Origin of the sequence: Halalkalibacter oceani (assembly GCF_023715705.1) — a bacterium.
GTDB lineage: Bacteria > Bacillota > Bacilli > Bacillales > Bacillaceae_D > Halalkalibacter > Halalkalibacter oceani_A.
Map to the genome: position 1 here is coordinate 197,520 of NZ_JAMBOS010000005.1, position 19,025 is coordinate 216,544.

20 protein-coding genes are annotated in these 19,025 nt (G+C 48.5%); 1 reads left to right on the forward strand and 19 read right to left on the reverse strand.

Translation table 11 applies throughout. The features are described 5' to 3' along the window. Positions 1–78: 78 nt before the first annotated feature. The 3 genes from M3212_RS07425 to rpoN form a co-directional block, all read right to left on the reverse strand. Positions 79–1,110 carry a sugar-binding transcriptional regulator gene (locus tag M3212_RS07425; RefSeq protein ID WP_251193317.1) on the reverse strand — a complete coding sequence of 344 codons (1,032 nt, stop codon included), beginning with the start codon at positions 1,108–1,110 and terminating at the stop codon, positions 79–81. Between the two features lie 218 nt (positions 1,111–1,328). Next, positions 1,329–1,586, reverse strand: a complete 258-nt coding sequence (locus tag M3212_RS07430) for a glutaredoxin family protein (protein WP_434084035.1) — start codon at positions 1,584–1,586, stop codon at positions 1,329–1,331. A 26-nt stretch (positions 1,587–1,612) separates the two neighbouring features. Next, complete coding sequence (gene rpoN, locus M3212_RS07435) at positions 1,613–2,947, reverse strand: RNA polymerase factor sigma-54 (RefSeq protein WP_251193318.1); 1,335 nt, start codon at positions 2,945–2,947, stop codon at positions 1,613–1,615. Positions 2,948–3,245: 298 nt separating this feature from the next. Here rpoN and clpP point away from each other — a divergent pair, with 298 nt between their 5' ends. Further along, positions 3,246–3,833, forward strand: coding sequence for an ATP-dependent Clp endopeptidase proteolytic subunit ClpP (gene clpP / locus M3212_RS07440; protein ID WP_251193319.1), 588 nt, complete (start codon positions 3,246–3,248; stop codon positions 3,831–3,833). 476 nt (positions 3,834–4,309) lie between these two features. On the opposite strand, the gene M3212_RS07445 is transcribed toward clpP, so the two are convergent. The 16 genes from M3212_RS07445 to hisH all read right to left on the reverse strand — a co-directional run bounded on the left by M3212_RS07445 (position 4,310) and on the right by hisH (position 19,023). Continuing rightward, a complete protein-coding gene (locus M3212_RS07445) occupies positions 4,310–5,989 on the reverse strand; it encodes an SLC13 family permease (protein ID WP_251193320.1) in 1,680 nt (559 codons plus the stop codon). 72 nt (positions 5,990–6,061) lie between these two features. Next, complete coding sequence (locus M3212_RS07450) at positions 6,062–6,772, reverse strand: response regulator (protein ID WP_251193321.1); 711 nt, start codon at positions 6,770–6,772, stop codon at positions 6,062–6,064. Further along, positions 6,765–8,381 (reverse strand): ATP-binding protein, encoded by a 1,617-nt coding sequence (locus tag M3212_RS07455; RefSeq protein ID WP_251193322.1) that lies wholly within the window; start codon positions 8,379–8,381, stop codon positions 6,765–6,767. The genes M3212_RS07450 and M3212_RS07455 overlap by 8 nt, the downstream gene beginning before the upstream one ends. Positions 8,382–8,479: 98 nt before the next feature. Next, positions 8,480–8,908: a DUF4362 domain-containing protein gene (locus M3212_RS07460; protein ID WP_251193323.1), complete on the reverse strand. Its 429-nt coding sequence runs from the start codon at positions 8,906–8,908 to the stop codon at positions 8,480–8,482. Positions 8,909–9,047: 139 nt separating this feature from the next. Further along, positions 9,048–9,302, reverse strand: a complete 255-nt coding sequence (locus M3212_RS07465; protein WP_251193324.1) for an HPr family phosphocarrier protein — start codon at positions 9,300–9,302, stop codon at positions 9,048–9,050. A gap of 28 nt (positions 9,303–9,330) precedes the next feature. Then, positions 9,331–10,287, reverse strand: coding sequence for a DNA-binding protein WhiA (gene whiA, locus M3212_RS07470; protein WP_251193325.1), 957 nt, complete (start codon positions 10,285–10,287; stop codon positions 9,331–9,333). Between the two features lie 72 nt (positions 10,288–10,359). Continuing rightward, a complete protein-coding gene (locus M3212_RS07475; RefSeq protein WP_251193326.1) occupies positions 10,360–11,304 on the reverse strand; it encodes a gluconeogenesis factor YvcK family protein in 945 nt (314 codons plus the stop codon). After that, positions 11,301–12,197 carry an RNase adapter RapZ gene (gene rapZ / locus M3212_RS07480; RefSeq protein ID WP_251193327.1) on the reverse strand — a complete coding sequence of 299 codons (897 nt, stop codon included), beginning with the start codon at positions 12,195–12,197 and terminating at the stop codon, positions 11,301–11,303. The genes M3212_RS07475 and rapZ overlap by 4 nt, the downstream gene beginning before the upstream one ends. A gap of 25 nt (positions 12,198–12,222) precedes the next feature. Next, the gene (locus tag M3212_RS07485; protein ID WP_251193393.1) at positions 12,223–12,687 is read right to left on the reverse strand and encodes an NUDIX hydrolase; all 465 of its coding nucleotides are present in this window, start codon (positions 12,685–12,687) and stop codon (positions 12,223–12,225) included. Positions 12,688–13,020: 333 nt separating this feature from the next. Beyond that, on the reverse strand, positions 13,021–13,965 hold the full coding sequence (trxB, locus tag M3212_RS07490) for a thioredoxin-disulfide reductase (RefSeq protein WP_251193328.1): 945 nt from the start codon (positions 13,963–13,965) through the stop codon (positions 13,021–13,023). 94 nt (positions 13,966–14,059) lie between these two features. Then, entirely contained in the window at positions 14,060–15,100 is a 1,041-nt protein-coding gene (locus M3212_RS07495; RefSeq protein ID WP_251193329.1) for a tetratricopeptide repeat protein, read from the reverse strand. A 207-nt stretch (positions 15,101–15,307) separates the two neighbouring features. Next, positions 15,308–15,850 carry a hypothetical protein gene (locus tag M3212_RS07500; RefSeq protein ID WP_251193330.1) on the reverse strand — a complete coding sequence of 181 codons (543 nt, stop codon included), beginning with the start codon at positions 15,848–15,850 and terminating at the stop codon, positions 15,308–15,310. A 411-nt stretch (positions 15,851–16,261) separates the two neighbouring features. After that, positions 16,262–16,894: a bifunctional phosphoribosyl-AMP cyclohydrolase/phosphoribosyl-ATP diphosphatase HisIE gene (gene hisIE / locus M3212_RS07505; RefSeq protein ID WP_251193331.1), complete on the reverse strand. Its 633-nt coding sequence runs from the start codon at positions 16,892–16,894 to the stop codon at positions 16,262–16,264. After that, positions 16,891–17,649, reverse strand: a complete 759-nt coding sequence (hisF, locus tag M3212_RS07510) for an imidazole glycerol phosphate synthase subunit HisF (protein ID WP_251193332.1) — start codon at positions 17,647–17,649, stop codon at positions 16,891–16,893. The genes hisIE and hisF overlap by 4 nt, the downstream gene beginning before the upstream one ends. A 2-nt stretch (positions 17,650–17,651) precedes the next feature. Further along, a complete protein-coding gene (hisA, locus tag M3212_RS07515; RefSeq protein WP_251193333.1) occupies positions 17,652–18,386 on the reverse strand; it encodes a 1-(5-phosphoribosyl)-5-[(5-phosphoribosylamino)methylideneamino]imidazole-4-carboxamide isomerase in 735 nt (244 codons plus the stop codon). After that, on the reverse strand, positions 18,379–19,023 hold the full coding sequence (gene hisH, locus M3212_RS07520) for an imidazole glycerol phosphate synthase subunit HisH (protein WP_251193334.1): 645 nt from the start codon (positions 19,021–19,023) through the stop codon (positions 18,379–18,381). Before hisH ends, hisA begins: the two co-directional genes overlap by 8 nt. Positions 19,024–19,025 lie beyond the last annotated feature (2 nt).

The window sequence follows — 19,025 nt, forward strand, 5'->3', positions numbered from 1 at the left end:
CTTGCCGTTCCCCGCACCTGCTGCAATTCTCCGCATTTCATTCAGCTGTTCCTGACGCAACACGGAGTTCTGCCTTCTTCATTCGCTCCCCGGGACCCGCAGCAATGATTTTGCTGCTGCTTCATCGGTAATTAAAACGTCGCTCGGCCGGTACTTCATATAGGCCGCAATCGCTTCTGCCTTCGAACGCCCGCCGGCAACAGAGATGACATATTTGTGATCACCTAAGTCATCCAGCTGAAGACCAATCGTCCGTTGCTTATGAATCGGCTGACCGGCCCGGTTAAAGTAATAGCCAAATGCTTCTGCTACCGCCTCTTCCCGTTTCAGCTTGTCGATAAACGAGCCGGAAGAATCCCGACGCTCCGCCATCATCCGGGCATCACCGATACCATGAATAACCGTGCTAGCAGACTTTATCAGTTTTAGGATATCCTGCACGGACGGTTCTAATACAAGGGAAGCATACGCATCTTCACTAAGTTGATCAGGCACATGAAGCAGGCGGTACTGCGCCTTGGCCCGGCTCGCAAACTCGGCGCTGATCGTATTTGCCTGATTTTCAACCTGCTCTCCAAGCCCGCCACGCGCCGGTACAAAAACAACTTCACGGGTTTGTGCATCAGGCGTCATCATTTCCGCGACGGCCGCCAACGTTGTCCCTCCCATAACGGCAACGACATCTTTTGGCCTCAGCCTTGCTTTTAATTCACCAATACAGGCGCGCCCCATTTCGCGCTTCACCCAGGAATCCTCGTCGCTATCTCCGGCTACAACAAGCACCTGCTTGACACCGAGCTGTTGGGAAAGACTCATTTCCAAATGTCTTAATCCTAAAAGCTCCTTCATCACATCCTCAAGCTGGCTGAATAGCTGTTCACCCTCTTCAGTCACACTCATTCCCGCGGTCGCAAAGTGCACAAGGCCCTGCTCTTTCAGAAAGGTCACCTCGCCTCTCAACACCCGTTCTGATAGCTGAAGATTTGTAGATAGACTGCGCCTTCCTATTGGTTGCATCAGCTTAATATAATGGAGAATCCGATAGCGTTTTACCATCACATCAAGCAGATCCGGTAATAATTTCTTCTGGATATCCAATAATCCTTGCATCTGCCACACTCCCAGTTGGACATAAAATGTCCCTCATAGACTTTTTTCGTCCCGATAAAGCCAAAAAAAGACCAGATCCTTATCTACGCTTTTATTTTAACAAGGATACGGCCGGGCGACAAGTTATATTTCACTCAATTTTTCAAGAAAACACTGCTCGTTTTTCTTAGAAGCGGCGCGCGGAGCCGACGCCCTTCCTCAAAGCAATTAGAAAATGATTAGACTTTCTTAGTTTCTTGCCTTTCAAGTAAACGCTTCCTTACCTTTTCTTTCGAAATCTGACCAAAATCGACTTCTTCCGTTCCAATCCGGACGACCGGGATCATAATTTGATACTCTTCCAATAACTGATCATCCTGATAAATATCGATAATCGTCAGCGTAAACGGAATGTCCCGTTTCAACTCCTCCAGCACTGCGACTGCTTTATCGCAAAGCGGGCATTCCGTTTTCGATAACAGTTCTACCTCCAGCATCCGTTCTGATCTCCCTTTTTATTCATTTACTCAAAGCGTTTTCGTTTGGATGAAGACGGAATCCCCAGTTCGTCGCGGTATTTGGCGATGGCTCTTCTGGAAACCGTTATCCCTTCCCGCGCTTTAAGCTCAGCTACTATTTTAGCATCAGAAAGTGGTTTTTGCTTATTTTCTTTCGCGATTAATTGCTTCATATGCTCTTTAATCGATTGGCTTGATGTGCTGTCGCCATTGCCCGCTTTCACCGCCGAGGAGAAAAGCGCCTTCAGCTCGATGACGCCCCGCGGGGTTTCAGCGTATTTATTTGTGGTCGCCCTGCTTACCGTCGATTCATGAACCCCTATTTCATCGGCAATTTGCCTTAACGTCAATGGTTTTAGCACACCATTATGGAGAAAATAATCAACTTGGTGCTTCGCAATTGCCTCGCCAACCTTGATAATCGTCTGCTGTCGCTGCTGAATGCTCCGGATCAGCCAGTGTACCTGCTGCACCTTTTCCTTCGCATAAGTTGAAGCAGTCTGATCCTTAGAGCTGAGCAGTAACCGTTCGTAATGCGTATTAAGACGGACCGTCGGAATAAGCTCATCATTCAATTGAACATGGAGCCGGTCCTGTTCTCGGAAAATTTTGATTTCTGGCGTCACAAATGGAATCGGCTCCGCACTGAACTGCAAGCCCGGTCGTGGATCGAGTGTTTGGATGAGATCATTGACCTGCTGGATCTCATATAACGTCACATCAAGTGCAAGCGCCACCTCTTTCCATTTCCGTCTGGCGAATTCCTCCATATACAGCCCGACAATTTTTTCTGCCAACGGCTGACGCTGCGGCAACCGTTCCAATTGCAGCAACAGGCATTCCTGCAGGCTTCTCGCGCCGACCCCGGCCGGTTCAAAGCGCTGCAAGATCTCTAGCAATTCTGCTCCCTGTTCAACGGTTAATTTCGCCTCCTGACATACTTCTTCAAAAGGACGTGAAAAATAACCGTCTTCTCTCAGGCTATAAATAAAATAAGTGATTACTTTTTTCGTTGTGTGAGATAGACGCAGCTCGGTGAGCTGATCAAGCAAATGATCATTTAAGCTTCTGCGGTCAATGACGGCATAATCAAGCGGAGACATCCTTTCCTCCCGCCCTGACGGTTCATAGACCGGGTAGGTGTGTACATCGAGAAACTCTTCTTTCACCACTTTATCATCAGGCTGTTCCTGCACATCAAGTAACGGGTTTTCAAGCGCCTGCTCCTGGAGGTACTCAGTCAGGTCCGCGGCTGAATATTGCAATAAACGAATCGCCTGACTCAATTCCTGAGTCATCACGAGGCTTGTTGACTGCTGCTGAAAAAGTCCAAATTCCATGCCAAACCCCCTCCCACTTTTATTATAGCATATTTTTCAATGAAAGCGTTTTCTTATCAATATGCAACAGAGCTTGCGACAATGCGTGAACCGCTTGGCTGTTTTTTTGTTTTTCGCTCTCTGAGGTTTTGCTGTTTGAGAAAAACGAAAAACGGATAACATGAAAGGAGGGTTTATTTAGCTTGATAGGGAATAGTTATGAAGAAAAGAAGTGTTCTCATTTGACCTTCTTTGACCATTTCGGTATGATGTACATAGAAGTTGCACATGATGATCAAACATTAAGGAGGAAACAGTAATGAACTTAATTCCAACAGTTATTGAACAGACAAACCGCGGAGAGCGTGCTTATGACATCTATTCCCGCTTATTAAAAGATCGTATTATTATGCTCGGAAGTGGTATCGACGATAATGTCGCCAACTCGATTGTCGCCCAGCTCCTGTTCCTGCAGGCCGAGGACCCTGAAAAAGATATTTCGCTTTACATTAACAGCCCGGGCGGCTCAATCACAGCCGGTATGGCGATTTATGACACGATGCAATACATTAAGCCGGATGTCTCTACCATTTGTATCGGAATGGCCGCATCAATGGGTGCCTTCCTGCTGGCAGCCGGTGAGAAAGGGAAACGCTTCGCCCTGCCAAACAGTGAAATTATGATTCACCAACCACTTGGCGGTACGCAAGGGCAAGCGTCTGATATTGAAATTCACGCCCGCCGAATCATCGAAATGCGTGAAAAGCTCAACCAAATTCTTTCTGAACGTACAGGTCAACCGATTGATGTTATCGCCAAAGATACAGACCGCGATAACTTCATGATCGCTGCAAAAGCAAAAGAATACGGCTTGATCGACCAGGTTATCCCGGCAACAACAAAATAAACAAAAAGGGAAGTTCCAAGTGCGGAACTTTCCTTTTTGTTTTATTAGTCAGGGTTCGATTCTTCGGCCTCGCTTCCAGGAAAGCTTGCTTCAAAACCCTTGCGAAGACTTCTCTCGCTGATTGACGCTGATCTCAAAAGGAAAAGCACCTTTTGAGTTTCCTTTTCCTCTTCTCCTGCCGACTCAAGGCTGGCAGCCGCTCCGTTCTTCGCTCAGCAAGCAGGAAACAAACCCGCTTTCCTGCTTGCTTCAAAACCCTTGCGAAGACTTCTCTCGCTGCTTGACGCTGATCTCAAAAGGAAAAGCACCTTTTGAGTTTCCTTTTCCTCTTCTCCTGCCGACTCAAGGCTGGCAGCCGCTCCGTTCTTCGCTCAGCAAGCAGGAAACAAACCCGCTTTCCTGCTTGCTTCAAAACCCTTGCGAAGACTGCTCTCGCTGCTTGACGTTGATCTCAAAAGGAAAAGCACCTTTTGAGATCAACGTTGCAGTAGTTCGGCCGGGATTGTCGTTAGATCAATGCCCCAGACGAGTGGGACTAAAACATAGACACTGGCCACAATCAGAACGGAACCGACGAGATTGACGACGAAACCGGCCCGCGCCATCTCGATTATTTTCAGCTTCCCTGTTCCGAAAATGATTGCATTTGGCGGTGTACCGACCGGCAGCATAAACGCACAGTTGGCCGCCATCGCACAAGGTATCATCAGCGCGAATGGGTGGATATTTAAAGCAAGAGCCAACGCTGCCACGACAGGAAGAATCATCGTTGCCGTCGCGGTATTGGAGGTGATTTCCGTCATAAACATGATCAGCAATGTCGCCGCAGTAATAATGACGATCAAGTGCAGGCCATCAAGCACAGTCAGCTGCTCACCCATCCAATCTGATAATCCGGTTTCTCTGAAACCGGAGGCAATGGCGAGCCCCCCACCGAACAGAAGCAGCACGCCCCACGGAATATCACGTGAATCTTTCCATGTTAAGAGACGTCCGCCGTTCAAGCGTGTCGGAATCGTAAAGAGCAGGACCGCAGCCAGGACAGCGATCATCCCGTCTGAAAGACCCGGAATCACATAAATTCCGCCTTCCGACCAGAGAAAGCTGCGTGAAATCCACATAAAGGCCGCAAAAATAAAGACAGCGCTGACCATCTGTTCTTCATATTTTATCCTGCCAAGCTTTTGCCGCTCCTGCTGAATTAATTCTTTTCCGCCAGGCAGCTGAGTCAGAGTCACTTTAAAGGCGGACTTGCTTAAATAAAGCCAAGTGAAAATAAGCATCACGATGACAACCGGAACAGCAAATAACATCCATGTCGCAAAAGAAAGCGTTATCCCAAACAGCTGCTCTAATTGACCGGCAAGTATAATATTCGGCGGTGTACCGATTAACGTTCCCAGTCCGCCAATTGTACCGGCGTAGCCAATGCTGAAAATAAGCGATTTTTCAAATTTCGGCAGTTCTTTTTCATCCGGTTTCCCTTTCAGTACATCAGCGACTTGGGCTGTGATTGCCAGCCCCATCGGAATCATCATCATGACGGCGGCCGTGTTCGAAACCCACATCGACAAAAAGCCGGTCGCGACCATAAAGCCCAGCAGAATCCGTTGGGTACTCGTGCCGATAACAGCGATAATAAACAGCGCCATCCGCTTATGCAGATTCCATTTCTCCATCGCTGTAGCGATAAAGAAACCGCCAAGAAATAAGAAAATGATGTCATCTCCATAGGAAGATGCTACCGCACTGCCCTCCATCGCCCCCATGATCGGCAATAAAATCAATGGCAGGAGCGACGTAGCCGGAATGGGAATCGCTTCCGTAATCCACCATGTTGCAATCCAAAGCGTAACAGCCAGTACAGCCTTTCCTTCAGGCGCCAACCCTTCCGGATGAAAAAACAGCATCGTTGCCAGAAACAAAGCAGGTCCGAGGATAAGACCGATAAGCTGGGCCTGCGAATACGGACGCGCCGGCTTTTCCGAAGGGGGCCCCGGCTCCCGTCCGGCGACGGACTGATCCGCTCCCCCCTGGCCGTCAGCACTCGTTTTACTGCCCGCTTGTTTATGCAAAGCAAATATGTTTAACAGGTTTTTCGTACGTTGATGTTGCTTCCAGAGATTATTCCATGTTGACGTAAGCAAATTGTTCATTTTTATCTCCCTTTCATGAAATCGCTTACAGTCATTTTCTTAAATCTTACAACTTTTGTATAGTTTTTTTAACTAAATGAAATCAGATTGTTCCAACGCTTTTTTTCCGCTTTCATGAAGGCGGTATTGCTGGAGCGGACGACCAAAGCTGTGGTAGACGAGATCCTTTTCGATCCAGTTCTGTTCCTCGAAATAGCGTAAATATTTACGCAGCGACACATGGGACACGCCGACCATCTCGCTTAATTCCGACGCTGATTTCCAGCCCTCCTGCGACGCCATCGCCTCCATAATCCGCACGCACGTTTCTTTCGTAATTCCTTTCGGAAGAATGTAGCTGCTCTTTGGCTGTGCCGGCTGGCGCGGATAAAAAAAGCGGTCGACCTCCTCCTGCTGAAAACGTGCTGATGGAAGAGCCATCTCATCCTTATAATGCAGCAGCGCTTCCTGAAAGCGCTCAAACGTAAATGGCTTGATTAAATAGTCGACGACACCATACCGATAGCCGGTTTGCACAGAGTGCTGATCATTTGCTGATGTGATCAGAATGACATCGACGTTCACATTGTGCGCCCTGATTTTTTTTAGAAGATCGAGACCGTTTTGTTCATGAATGTAAATATCAAGCAACACCAGATCGACTTCCGGCTTCCTGACAAGAAGCTCGCCCTCTTCAATAGTCGAGGCGCTGCCAAGCCACATAAAGCCTTCAACCTTCTCGACATATTTGCGGTGAAATTTAGCAACAAGCGGATCATCTTCAACCGCTACAATGTTAATCATGCTGCTCATCCCCTGTTTTGTTTTTATATGCCGTTACCGGCATGCTGACGCGAATGATCGTTCCCACTCCTGGCTCCGATGCGACATGGAAACTCCCATCCGCTGCTTCGATCGCCTTGGTCATAATCGACATTCCGTACCCTCTGTTTATTCCCTTCGTGGAAACTCCTTTTTCCAGCAGGAAGGGCAAGCTCTCCTGTGGAAAACCACGGCCGTTGTCACGAAGCTGATAAACGAGCTCCCCGTTTTCAACCTCGAACGTCAATTCTACTTGCTTATTCGTCTGGCCAACCATCGCTTCAACCGCGTTTTCAAGGCTGTTACCAATAATCGTAATCCAGCGGTCGACCATCACCGGGTCATCGAGTGACGGCCACTTCCTGGTCCCGCGCAGCTCAATTGTGATCTTCGAATGCTCCAGCCTCTCAATTTGGGTCAGGACAAAACCGGCAATCGCCACATCATCAATATGGGCCGAGATCCGTCCTGTTTCCTTCTGATAGTTTTGCGAAAGATGTTCCACATAGTCTTTCAACTCGTCATATGACTCCGTATAAACCATCGCGCCAATAATATGTAGTTTATTCATAAATTCATGTGTCTGCATTCTCAGCGTATGCGCATAGGATTCTACTCCGGAAAGCTTTTTCATCACCGCATCAAGCTCGTTGCGATCCCGGAAAGTAACCAGCGCGCCGACGCACTCCTCGTCGACAATCACCGGCACAGAGCTTGTCATCATCTCAAGCTGCCCGAGTTGCACGACCTGATCATAGACGGCTTCCTTGTTCGTAATTTGTGTATCTAGCGTCAGATCAGGCCAGACCCGGCTGATCGGTTCTCCCTCCAGGCTCCCGTGATAGCCCGCCGTTCGCAATAATCGTTCGGCTGCCCGGTTTGTGATGATGATGGTCTGATCGGCATTAACCGCCACGATTCCTTCTCCGACGCTTTCCAGCATCGCCACTCGCTCCTGCATCATCTTGGCAATCTCCCGCGGCTCAAGATTGAATAAAGTCTGCTTCAGCCTGCTTGCCAGCACATATGAGCCGAGCAGCCCGAGCATTAAACTGATCGCCGTTCCGAAAAAAGTGCTGCGGATGCTTTCCCATACAGCCCCTTCAATGAATTCAGTTGAAATACCGACCGAAACGGCGCCGATTTGCCGACCTTGATGAAACACCGGCTCAAATGCCCGCATCGACGGTCCGAGCGTGCCAACCGCCTCCGAAGTATAGGTTTTTCCTTCCAGTACATCAGCGACATCCCCACCGACAAAGTGCTGTCCGATCCGCTCTTCCACCGGATGCGTTAAGCGGATTCCTTCCATATCAACGATGACGATATATTGCAGCTGATGACTTTCGCGGATGCTTTTTGCCAGCGCCCGCAGCTCCTCACTCGCTTTACCAGCCTCCAGCGCTTCAGCGACGAGCGGCATTCTCGCAAAGTGACTCGCACTTAGGCTTGCTTTGCTGGCAAGTGCCTCCTTGGTCTGCACCGCCTGTCCATAGCCGATCACCAGCCCCATCACAAGCAGCGTCAGGCAAATTAAGCCACTGGAAAATAACATCATCTGATAGGTTAGCGGAAGACTTCTTTTTCTCATAAGCTGCCCTCTCCTCGTTCAACATTCTTCAACCTTTTAAAAATACCATAATTTTGCATGAAGAAAAACGACGAAGAATGCGGGCGAGCACAGTCCTGCTAGTTGATGATTCTCCGCAGCCTGACGAGGACAAAGTCCGCGCCTGACTGACAGCCGCTCAACAGATAGAAATCTTCCTCCTTCTCGCGCTCTTCTACGATGATTTCCTTACAGCTCATTGCTGTTTTTACCGGCCCGGAGCCTCTGTATTGATCCTGAGAACGATCGATTTCAACCTTTATTTTCTCTCCATCAAAATCTAAGTCATATAACAGGGGGTCCCCTTCATTTGTATCTTCAACAACCCGCACCTGGTCAGGCGTCTTCTCCTCGACATTTGCTAAAAAAGCGTGCAAGATAGCCATATTATAGACATCTCCGTGCACATTCATCACATCGCCATTCGCGATCCCCTGTTCAAAATCATAGGAACAAGCGGCCAACGCGAGGATCGCAAGTAAAAGCCCTGTATACAAAAAACGGTTCATCCTCTCACCTCTTGAATAGGACGGTTATCTCCGCCTGAAGGTTGCTCGATTTATACAAGTATTCGATCATCGGTATAATAAAAGGAACCGGGCAAAAGGTTCTTTTACCTTTTGCCCGGTTCCAAAGCCATGACATTTTTTATTCGGACTCGATGAAAGCAACCAGCGCTTCCAGCGCTTCCTCTTCGTCTCGTCCTTCCGTCACAAGCGTAATTTTCGCTCCGTGGCCGACGGCAAGGCTCATGAGACCCATAATACTTTTCGCGTTGACTTTCTTACTGTCTCTCTCAATGTAAACATCTGAGTTAAAGCGGTTGGCTTCCTGTACGAATAATGCAGCCGGTCTTGCCTGCAATCCTGTTTTTTTCTTAACAACTACCTCTTTTTTCACCATAATTGTATTCCTCCTTAGCTTAATAAGTTTATTTTTTTGCTGTAAACGGTTGCCCATTGCGAAGCTTATCGGCAATTTCATCGATTTTGCGCAGCCGGTGATTGACGCCCGACTTGCTCACCTTCCCGCTTTCGACCATTTCACCGAGCTCCTTAAGCGTTACATCCTGATGCGCCACGCGAAGCTCAGCAATCTCCCTCAGCTTCGGCGGAAGCTGATTCAGACCGATTTCCCGTTCGAGAAAACGGATATTCTCAACCTGACGCAGCGCTGCTCCGACCGTTTTGTTCAGATTAGCGGTTTCACAATTGACCAGTCGATTGACTGAGTTTCGCATATCCTTCATAATCCGGACATCCTCAAAATACAGCAACGCTTGATGGGCTCCTATAATACTGAGAAACTCAGTAATTTTTTCACTCTCTTTTATATACGTGATGAACCCCTTTTTACGTTCCAACGTTTTGGCATTTAATTGATATTCGTTCATTAATTCACATAATGATTGATTATGCTCGCCATAGAGAGAAAAGATCTCCAGATGGTAAGAGGACGTTTCCGGATGATTAATAGATCCACCTGCCAGAAAAGCTCCCCGTAAATAAGCGCGCTTGCAGCAGGGGGACTTCGTGATTTCCTTTGAAATCGTCCGGACAATGACGAATCCTTCCTCTAAAATGCCCAAGTCTTCCAAGAGCATTTTCGCTTCATGCTTCATTCGCACAAGATAGACATTATTTTTTTTCAATCTCATTTTCTTCCGAACAAGCAGCTCGACAAAGATTTTAGCATATAATCTTTTGATCAAGACATAAATCCGTCTGGCGATCGCGGCATTTTCCGTTGTGACATCTAAGACGAGCTTCTTTTGATTAAAGGAAAGCGACCCGTTCATCCGAATGAGTGCGGCCAGCTCCGCTTTTGCACAACAATCCTCTTGTTCAAGCTGCGTTAATTCTTTTTTTGTCGTCGCGGCAAAAGACACGGTACTCACTCCTTTCGGCCGAGGGCGGCAGTTTTTCTACCTTCCGAGCAGCCAACCTCTTAATTCGTACTTCTATGAAAGACTTAGCAGGGCGTGGGATACTTTCACGGCATCGTGGCGCAGCATATGATGCCATTCCAGGACAAACCGGTCTGCTATAATTTCGACACCCATATGGCGTAACCGGTTCTGATCAACGACAACCTGGCTCGCGCCCTCCTCCGCATATCTTACCTGCAAAGCGGACGAAACCGGTGAGCTGTGGACCAGAATGTCTTCAACAAGCCCCTCTCCACAATGATCGACAATCGCCTGCAAATGGTCGGCAGCGGAATAACCGTCCGTTTCACCTTCCTGAGTCATCACATTGCATATATACACTTTTCTTGCTTTCGCCTTTCGAATCGTCTCGGCAATACCCGGAACGAGTAAATTTGGCAGGACGCTTGTATATAAGCTGCCTGGTCCGAGAACAATTAAATCTGCTTCCTCAATCGCCTGGATGCTCTCCTGCAACGGCTCAACTTCCTCCGGTGTCAGAAACACCCGTTTGATTTTCTTGTGAACCCGCGGAATTTGCGACTCACCGGTGACGATGCTGCCATCCTCCATCTCAGCATGAAGGACAATACTGCGATTGGCCGCCGGGTAGACTTTCCCCCTGACGTTCAGCACCTTTGATAGCTCTGATATCCCCCGTGCGAAATCACCTGTAATCGAGGTCATCCCAGCCAACAGTAAATTCCCAAGAGAATGGCCGGATAAGCCGTTCCCGTTTTCAAACCGGTGCTGAAAAAGCTGCTCCACTAAAGGCTCAACCTCAGCTAATGCGACGAGAACGTTGCGTACATCCCCCGGTGGCGGAATATCCAATTCCTTACGAAGCCTGCCTGAGCTTCCGCCATCATCGGCGACTGTGACAATCGCCGTAATCGAAACAGGAAATGTTTTCAATCCTCTCAGCAACACGGACAGACCCGTTCCTCCCCCAATGACAACAATATTCTTTTTTTTCACGTAATCCTTTCCTTCCCTTTGTCAATATCCCGATGACTGACATGGAGCATATATTCTTCAGAGAAGGCTTTACCGAAATACTCCGCAAGTGTCACCGAGCGATGCTTGCCGCCAGTGCAACCAATTCCTATGACGACCTGGCTCTTCCCTTCCCGTTTATACTGCGGGAGCATAAACGAAAGAAGATCGGTCAGTTTTTCAACGAATGTTTGCGTTTCCGACCACTTCATCACATAGGAGGAAACCTCTTCCTCCAGCCCTGTTTTCGGCCGCATATGATCGATATAATGCGGGTTGGGCAAAAAACGAACATCGAAGACGAGATCAGCGTCTATCGGAATCCCGTATTTAAACCCAAAGGACATAATGTTTACCGAAAAAGGATGACGCTCGGTTGAACAAAAACGCTGAATAATGCGCTCACGCAATTGAATCGGCTTCAAATCAGTCGTATCAATAATCTGCTGACTGCGCCCTTTCAATTCCTCGAGCATTTCCCGCTCAAGTTGAATCCCTTCAAGCGGAAGGCCGTTCGGAGCGAGTGGATGAGAGCGTCTCGTTTCCTTGTAACGTTGGACGAGCTTTGCATCCTTCGCGTCCAAATAGACAATCTGCACCTTCAAATTCATATCAGGCGGTTGCGTAATCGAATCAATCGCTTCAAAAAGATGGTCGAAAAACTTTCTGCCGCGTAAATCAATGACGAGAGCGACTTTATTCATTTTTCCATTTGAGCCGTCAATCAGTTCGACGAATTTTGGAATAAGCGCCGGGGGCAAATTATCGACACAGAAATAGCCAAGATCCTCAAAACTTTGCATCGCAACAGTCTTTCCGGCCCCTGACATGCCTGTAATAATGACAATTTGGATTTCTTCCTTTTCCGCTTTCATCGTTTGCTCCCCCCTCATCCCTGTTTTATGTATATTCAGGCTCTAAGCGATAAGATAGTAAATCAAAATCCTTCGTATAATAGAACGTGCCAAACATCATCCCTTTTTCCTTTAAAATATGATGAAAGATATGCTTATCTCCTTCGGCCATCGGCAGATTGCCTACTTCACCGATTTCCTTCCAGGCAAGCTTTCCTTCAGGAGATGTTGCAAGGAGTTCACCGGAATAATCGGTGGCCTGAAAGGTAAACATCATCCATTCCTCAACAGGCTTGTCATTTTCCATGATGATCATCGTCAGCACAGCCCGCAATTGGCAATCCTTCAGCGAAACACCGGTTTCCTCGCGAAACTCGCGCTCTGCGGCTTCCTTTATTGATTCTCCCTGTTCCATTTTCCCGCCTGGAGCGACCCACCAGCCACGCCGCGGCTTTTGTAATAACAGAGCTTTATTACCTGATGTCAAGATACAGTTTGCTACTCGTTGCAATCCATTCACCTCAGTTCTCCTATCCACTTATTATACAATTAATCCAAACGTCTCACAATTCCTAAGCTATACACTGTGAGAAGAAAAAGTGAAAGTTACACCGGTTGTGAAGGTAAAACGCGCTGAGGTGACAAGCAGTAGCATAATGTAAGCCCTTACTTATTGGCGCAGCAAGGAATCTGGAGGAAATAGAGTTAAAAAAAGGGCACGGACACAAAGGTCCGTGCAACAATTATATAAAAAAGGGGGTCAATTACTTAATCCTATAGTAACCCTTTTTTATTTCACATGTGTTACAGAAGCATTAAGAACGAATGACGTTTCTTACATTGATCAAGCGTTCAGCTTTTCTTCAAGGCTTTCCAGATAATGCTGCACATTTTGTGCTGCCAGGCTGCCGTCTCCTGTCGCCGTCACGATTTGCCGCAATGATTTCTCGCGAATATCTCCCGCGGCAAAAATCCCCGGCACTTTCGTTTCCATCTCTTCATTTGTCACGATATAGCCCTCTTCATTGGTGATTCCCAAGGATAGCACGCTGTTGTTTAGCGGCAGCATTCCAATATAAATAAAGACGCCGTCCGTTTTAAACTCCTGCTGCTCTCCCGTTTCCGTGCTCTCAAGCGTCACGCTGCCAACCTTGCCATTCTCCGCATTGATTTCCTTGACGACATGGTTCCAGATGAAATCAATTTTGTCATTTTGAAAAGCGCGGTCCTGCAAAATCTTTTGCGCACGCAGCTGGTCACGTCGGTGAACAACGGTCACCTTCGAAGCAAAACGCGTCAAATAGACCGCTTCTTCAACGGCGGAATCGCCCCCGCCGACAACGACAAGCTCTTTGCCTTTAAAGAAAGCTCCGTCACATACCGCGCAATAGGATACACCCCGACCGCCTAATTCCTGTTCACCAGGAACGCCGAGCTTCTTGTATTCCGCTCCGGTAGCTACAATGACGGCGCGGGCTTTGTATTCCTTGCTTCCCGCTTTCACGAGCTTCCAATCTCCTTGATCGACGATTTCCTTAACGTCGCCATAGCCATATTCAGCGCCGAACTTCTTCGCATGCTCAAACATTTTATTGGAGAGATCAGGGCCGAGAATATGATCGAAGCCCGGATAATTTTCAACATCCTCTGTGTTCGCCATTTGTCCGCCCGGCACACCACGCTCAAGCATGAGGGTTGACAGGTTGGCGCGTGACGTATAGACGGCCGCCGTCATTCCTGCCGGTCCCGCCCCGGCGATGATGACATCATATACTTTTTCTTCAGACATCGTGCTTCACTCCTTTTACTGCTTATGCTCACTTTTATCTTTATCCAGTCATATCGTAGCCAAAAAGCAGCTCTTTGTCTAACTTCCTGCTCAGTTATTCAGCCCAAATCTGATACCGCAGCTCACCAAGTAGCAGCCCCGACTGCAAAAACTGCTCGGCCTGCCGGCACGAAAGCCTCGCAGCCCGTTCAATCAGCTGCTTCGCCTTTTTCTCCTCGCCAACATGGGCAAGGGCGACCGCATAACAAAAGAGAAGGGCCGGCCGTTGTTCCAGCTGCCATTGCTGTAATTCCTTCAGCCTCTCGTATGCCTCTTGATAGTGACCGACCGCACATAGGGTTTCGGCGATCTTCATATAGTGGTCTTCCTGAAGAGGATAGACATTTTTTAAGGCGCGTATATAGTGGTCTGCCTGCTTAGCATCCCCTTTTTCTGTATAAAACAATGCCAGGTTGCAAATGGCGATCAAATTTCCCTTATCCTTCTCCAATACAGCCTCGCATATCGCAAAAGCCCGCTCCTCTCCCTGCCTGAACAAAGCTTCGGCCAAATGGTTGTGAGCGGCCCAGCATGTTGGATGGTCGTTAATAATCGCTTGTAAGATTGGAATGGAAGACTGGATCTCGCCTTTACGCAACAGTCTGTGGGCATACTCGTGTCTAACGACAAGTTCATCCTCCTGTGCGTCGAGTTCCTCCCAATCATCGTCCTCTTCACGTTCAAACCGCAGCAAATCGAGCAGCTCATAGGCATCCGAAGAAAAGCGTTCATTCGGATGGAGCTCTAAATAGCGCAGAGTGGCACGTTCCGCCTGTTCAAACAAGCCTAAATAAGCGTAATTGTTGGCCATGAAAAAATAGCATTCCGCTAATTTGTCCCCTTTTTCATTCAGGACATCATGCAAAATATCATTTGACCGCTCATACTCACCGAGCTCCGAAAGCACAGCCGCGAGCTGAATACGAAAGACAGGCTCCTGAGCTGTGAGCTTGACCGCCCGTTCAAAGAGCCTGACTGCTTTTTGCAAATGATTTTTGCGGTAGGCCTCAAGTCCGCGTTGAAAGAAATAATCGCCGTTTTGATACAATGGAACGACCTTGCGTTTGTTTTGTTCATTTTGTGGTGTTACATCCATGAAGTTACGGTCCTCCAGCTTCTCATCATACCACCTAGTATACATCATTTTAGCATTCAGCAATACTCTGTTGTTTACCATCATTCTGATTAAAAATGACGAATTGTAAAACAAAAAAACATGAGCTGCATCAGTTCATGTTTTTGGAATAGATGATTTATTTGAATTCCTCCTCAAATTTCCGGGGCTTAATTGCCCACTGTCCCGCTACTGTGGATAAGAATGAACAATGGTATCATCATGATCATAAGCGGTTATTGAAAAAGACAGGATCTCTTGGTCAGTAATGAGTAAAAAAAGACGTGTCTGATGAGTTCCGTGGATAAAATCAGTGATTTCATACACGCTATCCTTTTGTTCGACAATCACTTTATTGACAGCAGGATTGTCAATCATCCCAAAGAAAAAAGACTTATCTTCATTTGAGCCGGCATCAGAATAGCCCGCGCCCCCTAACACGACATTTGAATCTGTACCTTCGATTGGAATACTCCCCAACAAAGCATCACCTTGATGAAAGTCAACTAGATTCCACGTCCCGAACAGGTTCTTTTCTAATCTCCCAAGATGAAGAAAGTCGCTCGTTCGAAAAAAGACAAACCAGTCATCATCGATCTGCTCGATGGCAAGAATATCCGTCACCTGCATCGTCCACGGTTCCGTTATTCGATAGATGTCCCCTTCGTGCGGATCACGTTGATGAAGAAGCACGTAAAACAAGAGGAGAGATACGATTAAAGATGCGACCACTCAGCTTCTTTCGCATAAATTCACTCCTGATTATCTTTATCATAAAAAAAGCCTAAACCGGGCTTTGCCCCGCTCCGCTCTGCCCGTCTTCACCAGAAGAGCACTGGTGAAGAACTTTTGGGGCAGGCTTCGCTCATAAGAAAAACGCGTAGCGTCCTTTCTTAGAAGCGGCGTGCGGAACCGTTACAATCGTTTAAGGATGGCTGAAAACGGGCTTTTTTCAGCCATCCGTGTAACGCGCGAAGCCGACGCCCGTCCTCGAATCACCCATTCGCTCATAAAAAAAGCCTAAACCGGACTTTCCCTCGCTCCGCTCTGCCCGTCTTCACCAGAAGAACACTGGTGAAGAACTTTTGGGGCAGGCTTCGCTGGAGGGGTTCGCTCATAAAAAAAGCCTAAACCGGGCTTTTTTTATGAGCTGCTGTGGCGTTCTTCAAGGACGCTTAGGACTTGGTCGAGGGGGAGTTTTTGTTCGCGGAGAAGGACGAGAAGGTGATAGAGGAGGTCGGCGACTTCCCATTTCAATTCTTCCGGATCGCGGTTTTTCGCGGCGATAATCACTTCGCCCGCTTCTTCTCCAACTTTTTTCAGAATTTTATCGACGCCTTTTTCAAATAAATACGTTGTGTAGGCGCCCTCAGGCATTTCCGCTTCCCGCTCGGCGATGATCTGCTCCAGTTCATTAATAATCGCAAAGCGGCTGGCGCTACGTTCTTTCTTTTCCTCCGTCAGCAAGGAGTCACTAAAACAAGAATACACTCCTTTATGGCAAGCCGGGCCGGCCGGATCTACAAGAACGACAAGCGCGTCGGCATCGCAGTCAAAGCGGATATCCACAATTTTCTGTGTATTGCCGGACGTTGCGCCTTTATGCCACAGCTCCTGGCGTGAGCGTGAATAGAACCATGTCTCTCTCGTTTCCAGTGATTTCTCCAATGATTCCTTGTTCATATACGCTAACGTCAGCACTTCCTTGCTTTGGGCATCCTGGACGATTGCCGGGACGAGGCCGTTCTCATCAAAAGCGATCTCTTGTTTTGTCATCGTATGCTCACTCCCTGCTCTTTTAAGTACGTCTTGACCTGGGTGACTGATGTTTCTTTATAATGAAAAATCGAAGCCGCCAACGCCGCATCCGCCTTCGCTTCCTGAAAGACCGCAGCGAAATCTTCCTTTTTCCCCGCCCCGCCGGAGGCGATCACAGGAACGGTAACAGCTTCGCTGACCGTTTTTGTCAATGCTTGATCAAAGCCGGTCTTCGCTCCGTCCTGATCCATGCTCGTCAGCAAAATTTCTCCTGCTCCAAGCCGGACAGCTTCGCGCGCCCAAGCGACAACCTCCCAGTCAGTCGGTGTTCGTCCGCCATGGGTGTAAATCCGCCACGAGCCAAGCTCGGCATCATACTTCGCATCAATGGCGACGACGATGCATTGCGAGCCAAAAAAGTCCGCGCCTTCGCGAATCAGCTCAGGCCGTTTGACAGCCGCGGTATTGAGCGACACTTTATCGGCGCCGGCACGCAGCACGCGCTTCATATCAGCAAGCGAGTTGATCCCGCCGCCGACCGTAAACGGAATCGCCAGCGTCCCCGCGACTTGCTCGACGACTTCAACCATCGTTTCCCGACCCTCATGCGAGGCGGAAATATCAAGAAATACGAGTTCATCGGCGCCTTCCTGATCGTAAAACGCCGCCAGCTCGACCGGATCACCGGCATCGCGAAGATCAACGAATTGGACACCTTTGACAACGCGTCCTTCTTTTACGTCAAGGCAGGGAATAATACGTTTTGTCAGCATTCTCAGTCGTCCCCTTTCAACGCCTCGGCAAGCGTAAATTGATTCGTGTAGAGCGCCTTCCCGACAATCGCACCGCTCACCCCGCGTGTCGTCCGTTGACGAAGCTCCGATAAATCAGCTAACGAGCTGACACCGCCGGAGGCGATTACCTGCTTCCCTGTTGCTTCAGCGAGCGCCGTTATCGCTTCTGTATTCGGTCCTGAAAGCATTCCGTCACGGGAAATGTCAGTGAAAATAAATACCTCTGCTCCGAAGCGGGCCAACTCCTGCGCCAGCGTCTCTGCTTTGACAGATGACGTTTCCAGCCAGCCTTCCGTTGCGACATAGCCGTCGCGGGCATCAAGGCCGATCGCAATCCGTTCTCCTCCGTATGTAGCGAGCATCTCTTTCGTAAATGCCGGATCGTTAACGGCGACACTGCCGAGAATGACGCGGTCGACGCCCTGATCGAGATAAAAAGCGACATCGTCCGCTGTGCGAATGCCACCGCCCACCTGGACCCGGACGTCAAGCTCGTTGGCGACCCGAAGAACATGCTCATGATTGATCCGTTTTTTCGCCTTGGCTCCGTCAAGGTCGACCATGTGTATCCATTCTGCTCCATCTTCGGCAAACTGGTGCGCCATCGCAAACGGAGAATCGCCATAGACGGTTTCTTCATTATAATCGCCCTGCTTCAGACGAACACATTTCCCGTCACGCATATCAATTGCTGGATAGATGACAAACTTACTCACTTTTCCCGCCTCCTTGTGCGACTAGTTCACCAAAATTGCGAAGAATGCTGATCCCGACATGACTGCTTTTTTCCGGGTGAAACTGTGTCCCAAGCACATTGGCCCGTCCAACGACCGCCGGAACGGTTCCATCATATTCACTCGTCGCAATTAACACATCGTCGCTTCCTTCCTTGACAACATATGAATGAACGAAATAGACATGACCTTCTTCCACATTTCTAAGCAGCGGATGGTTCGGCTGCTGAAACGTCAGCTTGTTCCAGCCCATATGCGGCACTTTGTAGCTTGTGCCATCAGCCATCTGCCCGCTGAAACGCTCAACACGTCCCGGCAGCAGCTTCAGCCCTTCCGTCAGACCATGTTCATCACTTTCTTCAAATAAAAGCTGCATGCCGAGACAAATGCCGAGCAGCGGCTTGCCGGCTTCCGCCCACTCCCGTAAAAAGGAGCTCAGCCCCATTTGATTCAATGTCGCCATCGCGTCAGGAAAAGCCCCAACTCCGGGCAGCAGCAGACCGTCTGTTTTTTGTAAAACCTCAATATCCTCCGTCAAGACATACGGCAGCTCGAGTCGTTCGAGCGCTTTGCTGACACTATGCAAATTTCCCATTCCGTAATCGACGATGCCAATCATGC

Bases quoted from the DNA above. Each gene is read 5' to 3' on its own strand.
- M3212_RS07425 (WP_251193317.1), bottom strand. From the start codon at position 1,110: ATGCAAGGATTATTGGATATCCAGAAGAAATTATTACCGGATCTGCTT.
- M3212_RS07430 (WP_434084035.1), bottom strand. From the start codon at position 1,586: ATGCTGGAGGTAGAACTGTTATCGAAAACGGAATGCCCGCTTTGCGAT.
- rpoN (WP_251193318.1), bottom strand. From the start codon at position 2,947: ATGGAATTTGGACTTTTTCAGCAGCAGTCAACAAGCCTCGTGATGACT.
- clpP (WP_251193319.1), top strand. From the start codon at position 3,246: ATGAACTTAATTCCAACAGTTATTGAACAGACAAACCGCGGAGAGCGT.
- M3212_RS07445 (WP_251193320.1), bottom strand. From the start codon at position 5,989: ATGAACAATTTGCTTACGTCAACATGGAATAATCTCTGGAAGCAACAT.
- M3212_RS07450 (WP_251193321.1), bottom strand. From the start codon at position 6,772: ATGATTAACATTGTAGCGGTTGAAGATGATCCGCTTGTTGCTAAATTT.
- M3212_RS07455 (WP_251193322.1), bottom strand. From the start codon at position 8,381: ATGAGAAAAAGAAGTCTTCCGCTAACCTATCAGATGATGTTATTTTCC.
- M3212_RS07460 (WP_251193323.1), bottom strand. From the start codon at position 8,908: ATGAACCGTTTTTTGTATACAGGGCTTTTACTTGCGATCCTCGCGTTG.
- M3212_RS07465 (WP_251193324.1), bottom strand. From the start codon at position 9,302: ATGGTGAAAAAAGAGGTAGTTGTTAAGAAAAAAACAGGATTGCAGGCA.
- rapZ (WP_251193327.1), bottom strand. From the start codon at position 12,197: ATGAAAGCGGAAAAGGAAGAAATCCAAATTGTCATTATTACAGGCATG.
- trxB (WP_251193328.1), bottom strand. From the start codon at position 13,965: ATGTCTGAAGAAAAAGTATATGATGTCATCATCGCCGGGGCGGGACCG.
- M3212_RS07495 (WP_251193329.1), bottom strand. From the start codon at position 15,100: ATGGATGTAACACCACAAAATGAACAAAACAAACGCAAGGTCGTTCCA.
- hisIE (WP_251193331.1), bottom strand. From the start codon at position 16,894: ATGACAAAACAAGAGATCGCTTTTGATGAGAACGGCCTCGTCCCGGCA.
- hisF (WP_251193332.1), bottom strand. From the start codon at position 17,649: ATGCTGACAAAACGTATTATTCCCTGCCTTGACGTAAAAGAAGGACGC.
- hisH (WP_251193334.1), bottom strand. From the start codon at position 19,023: ATGATTGGCATCGTCGATTACGGAATGGGAAATTTGCATAGTGTCAGC.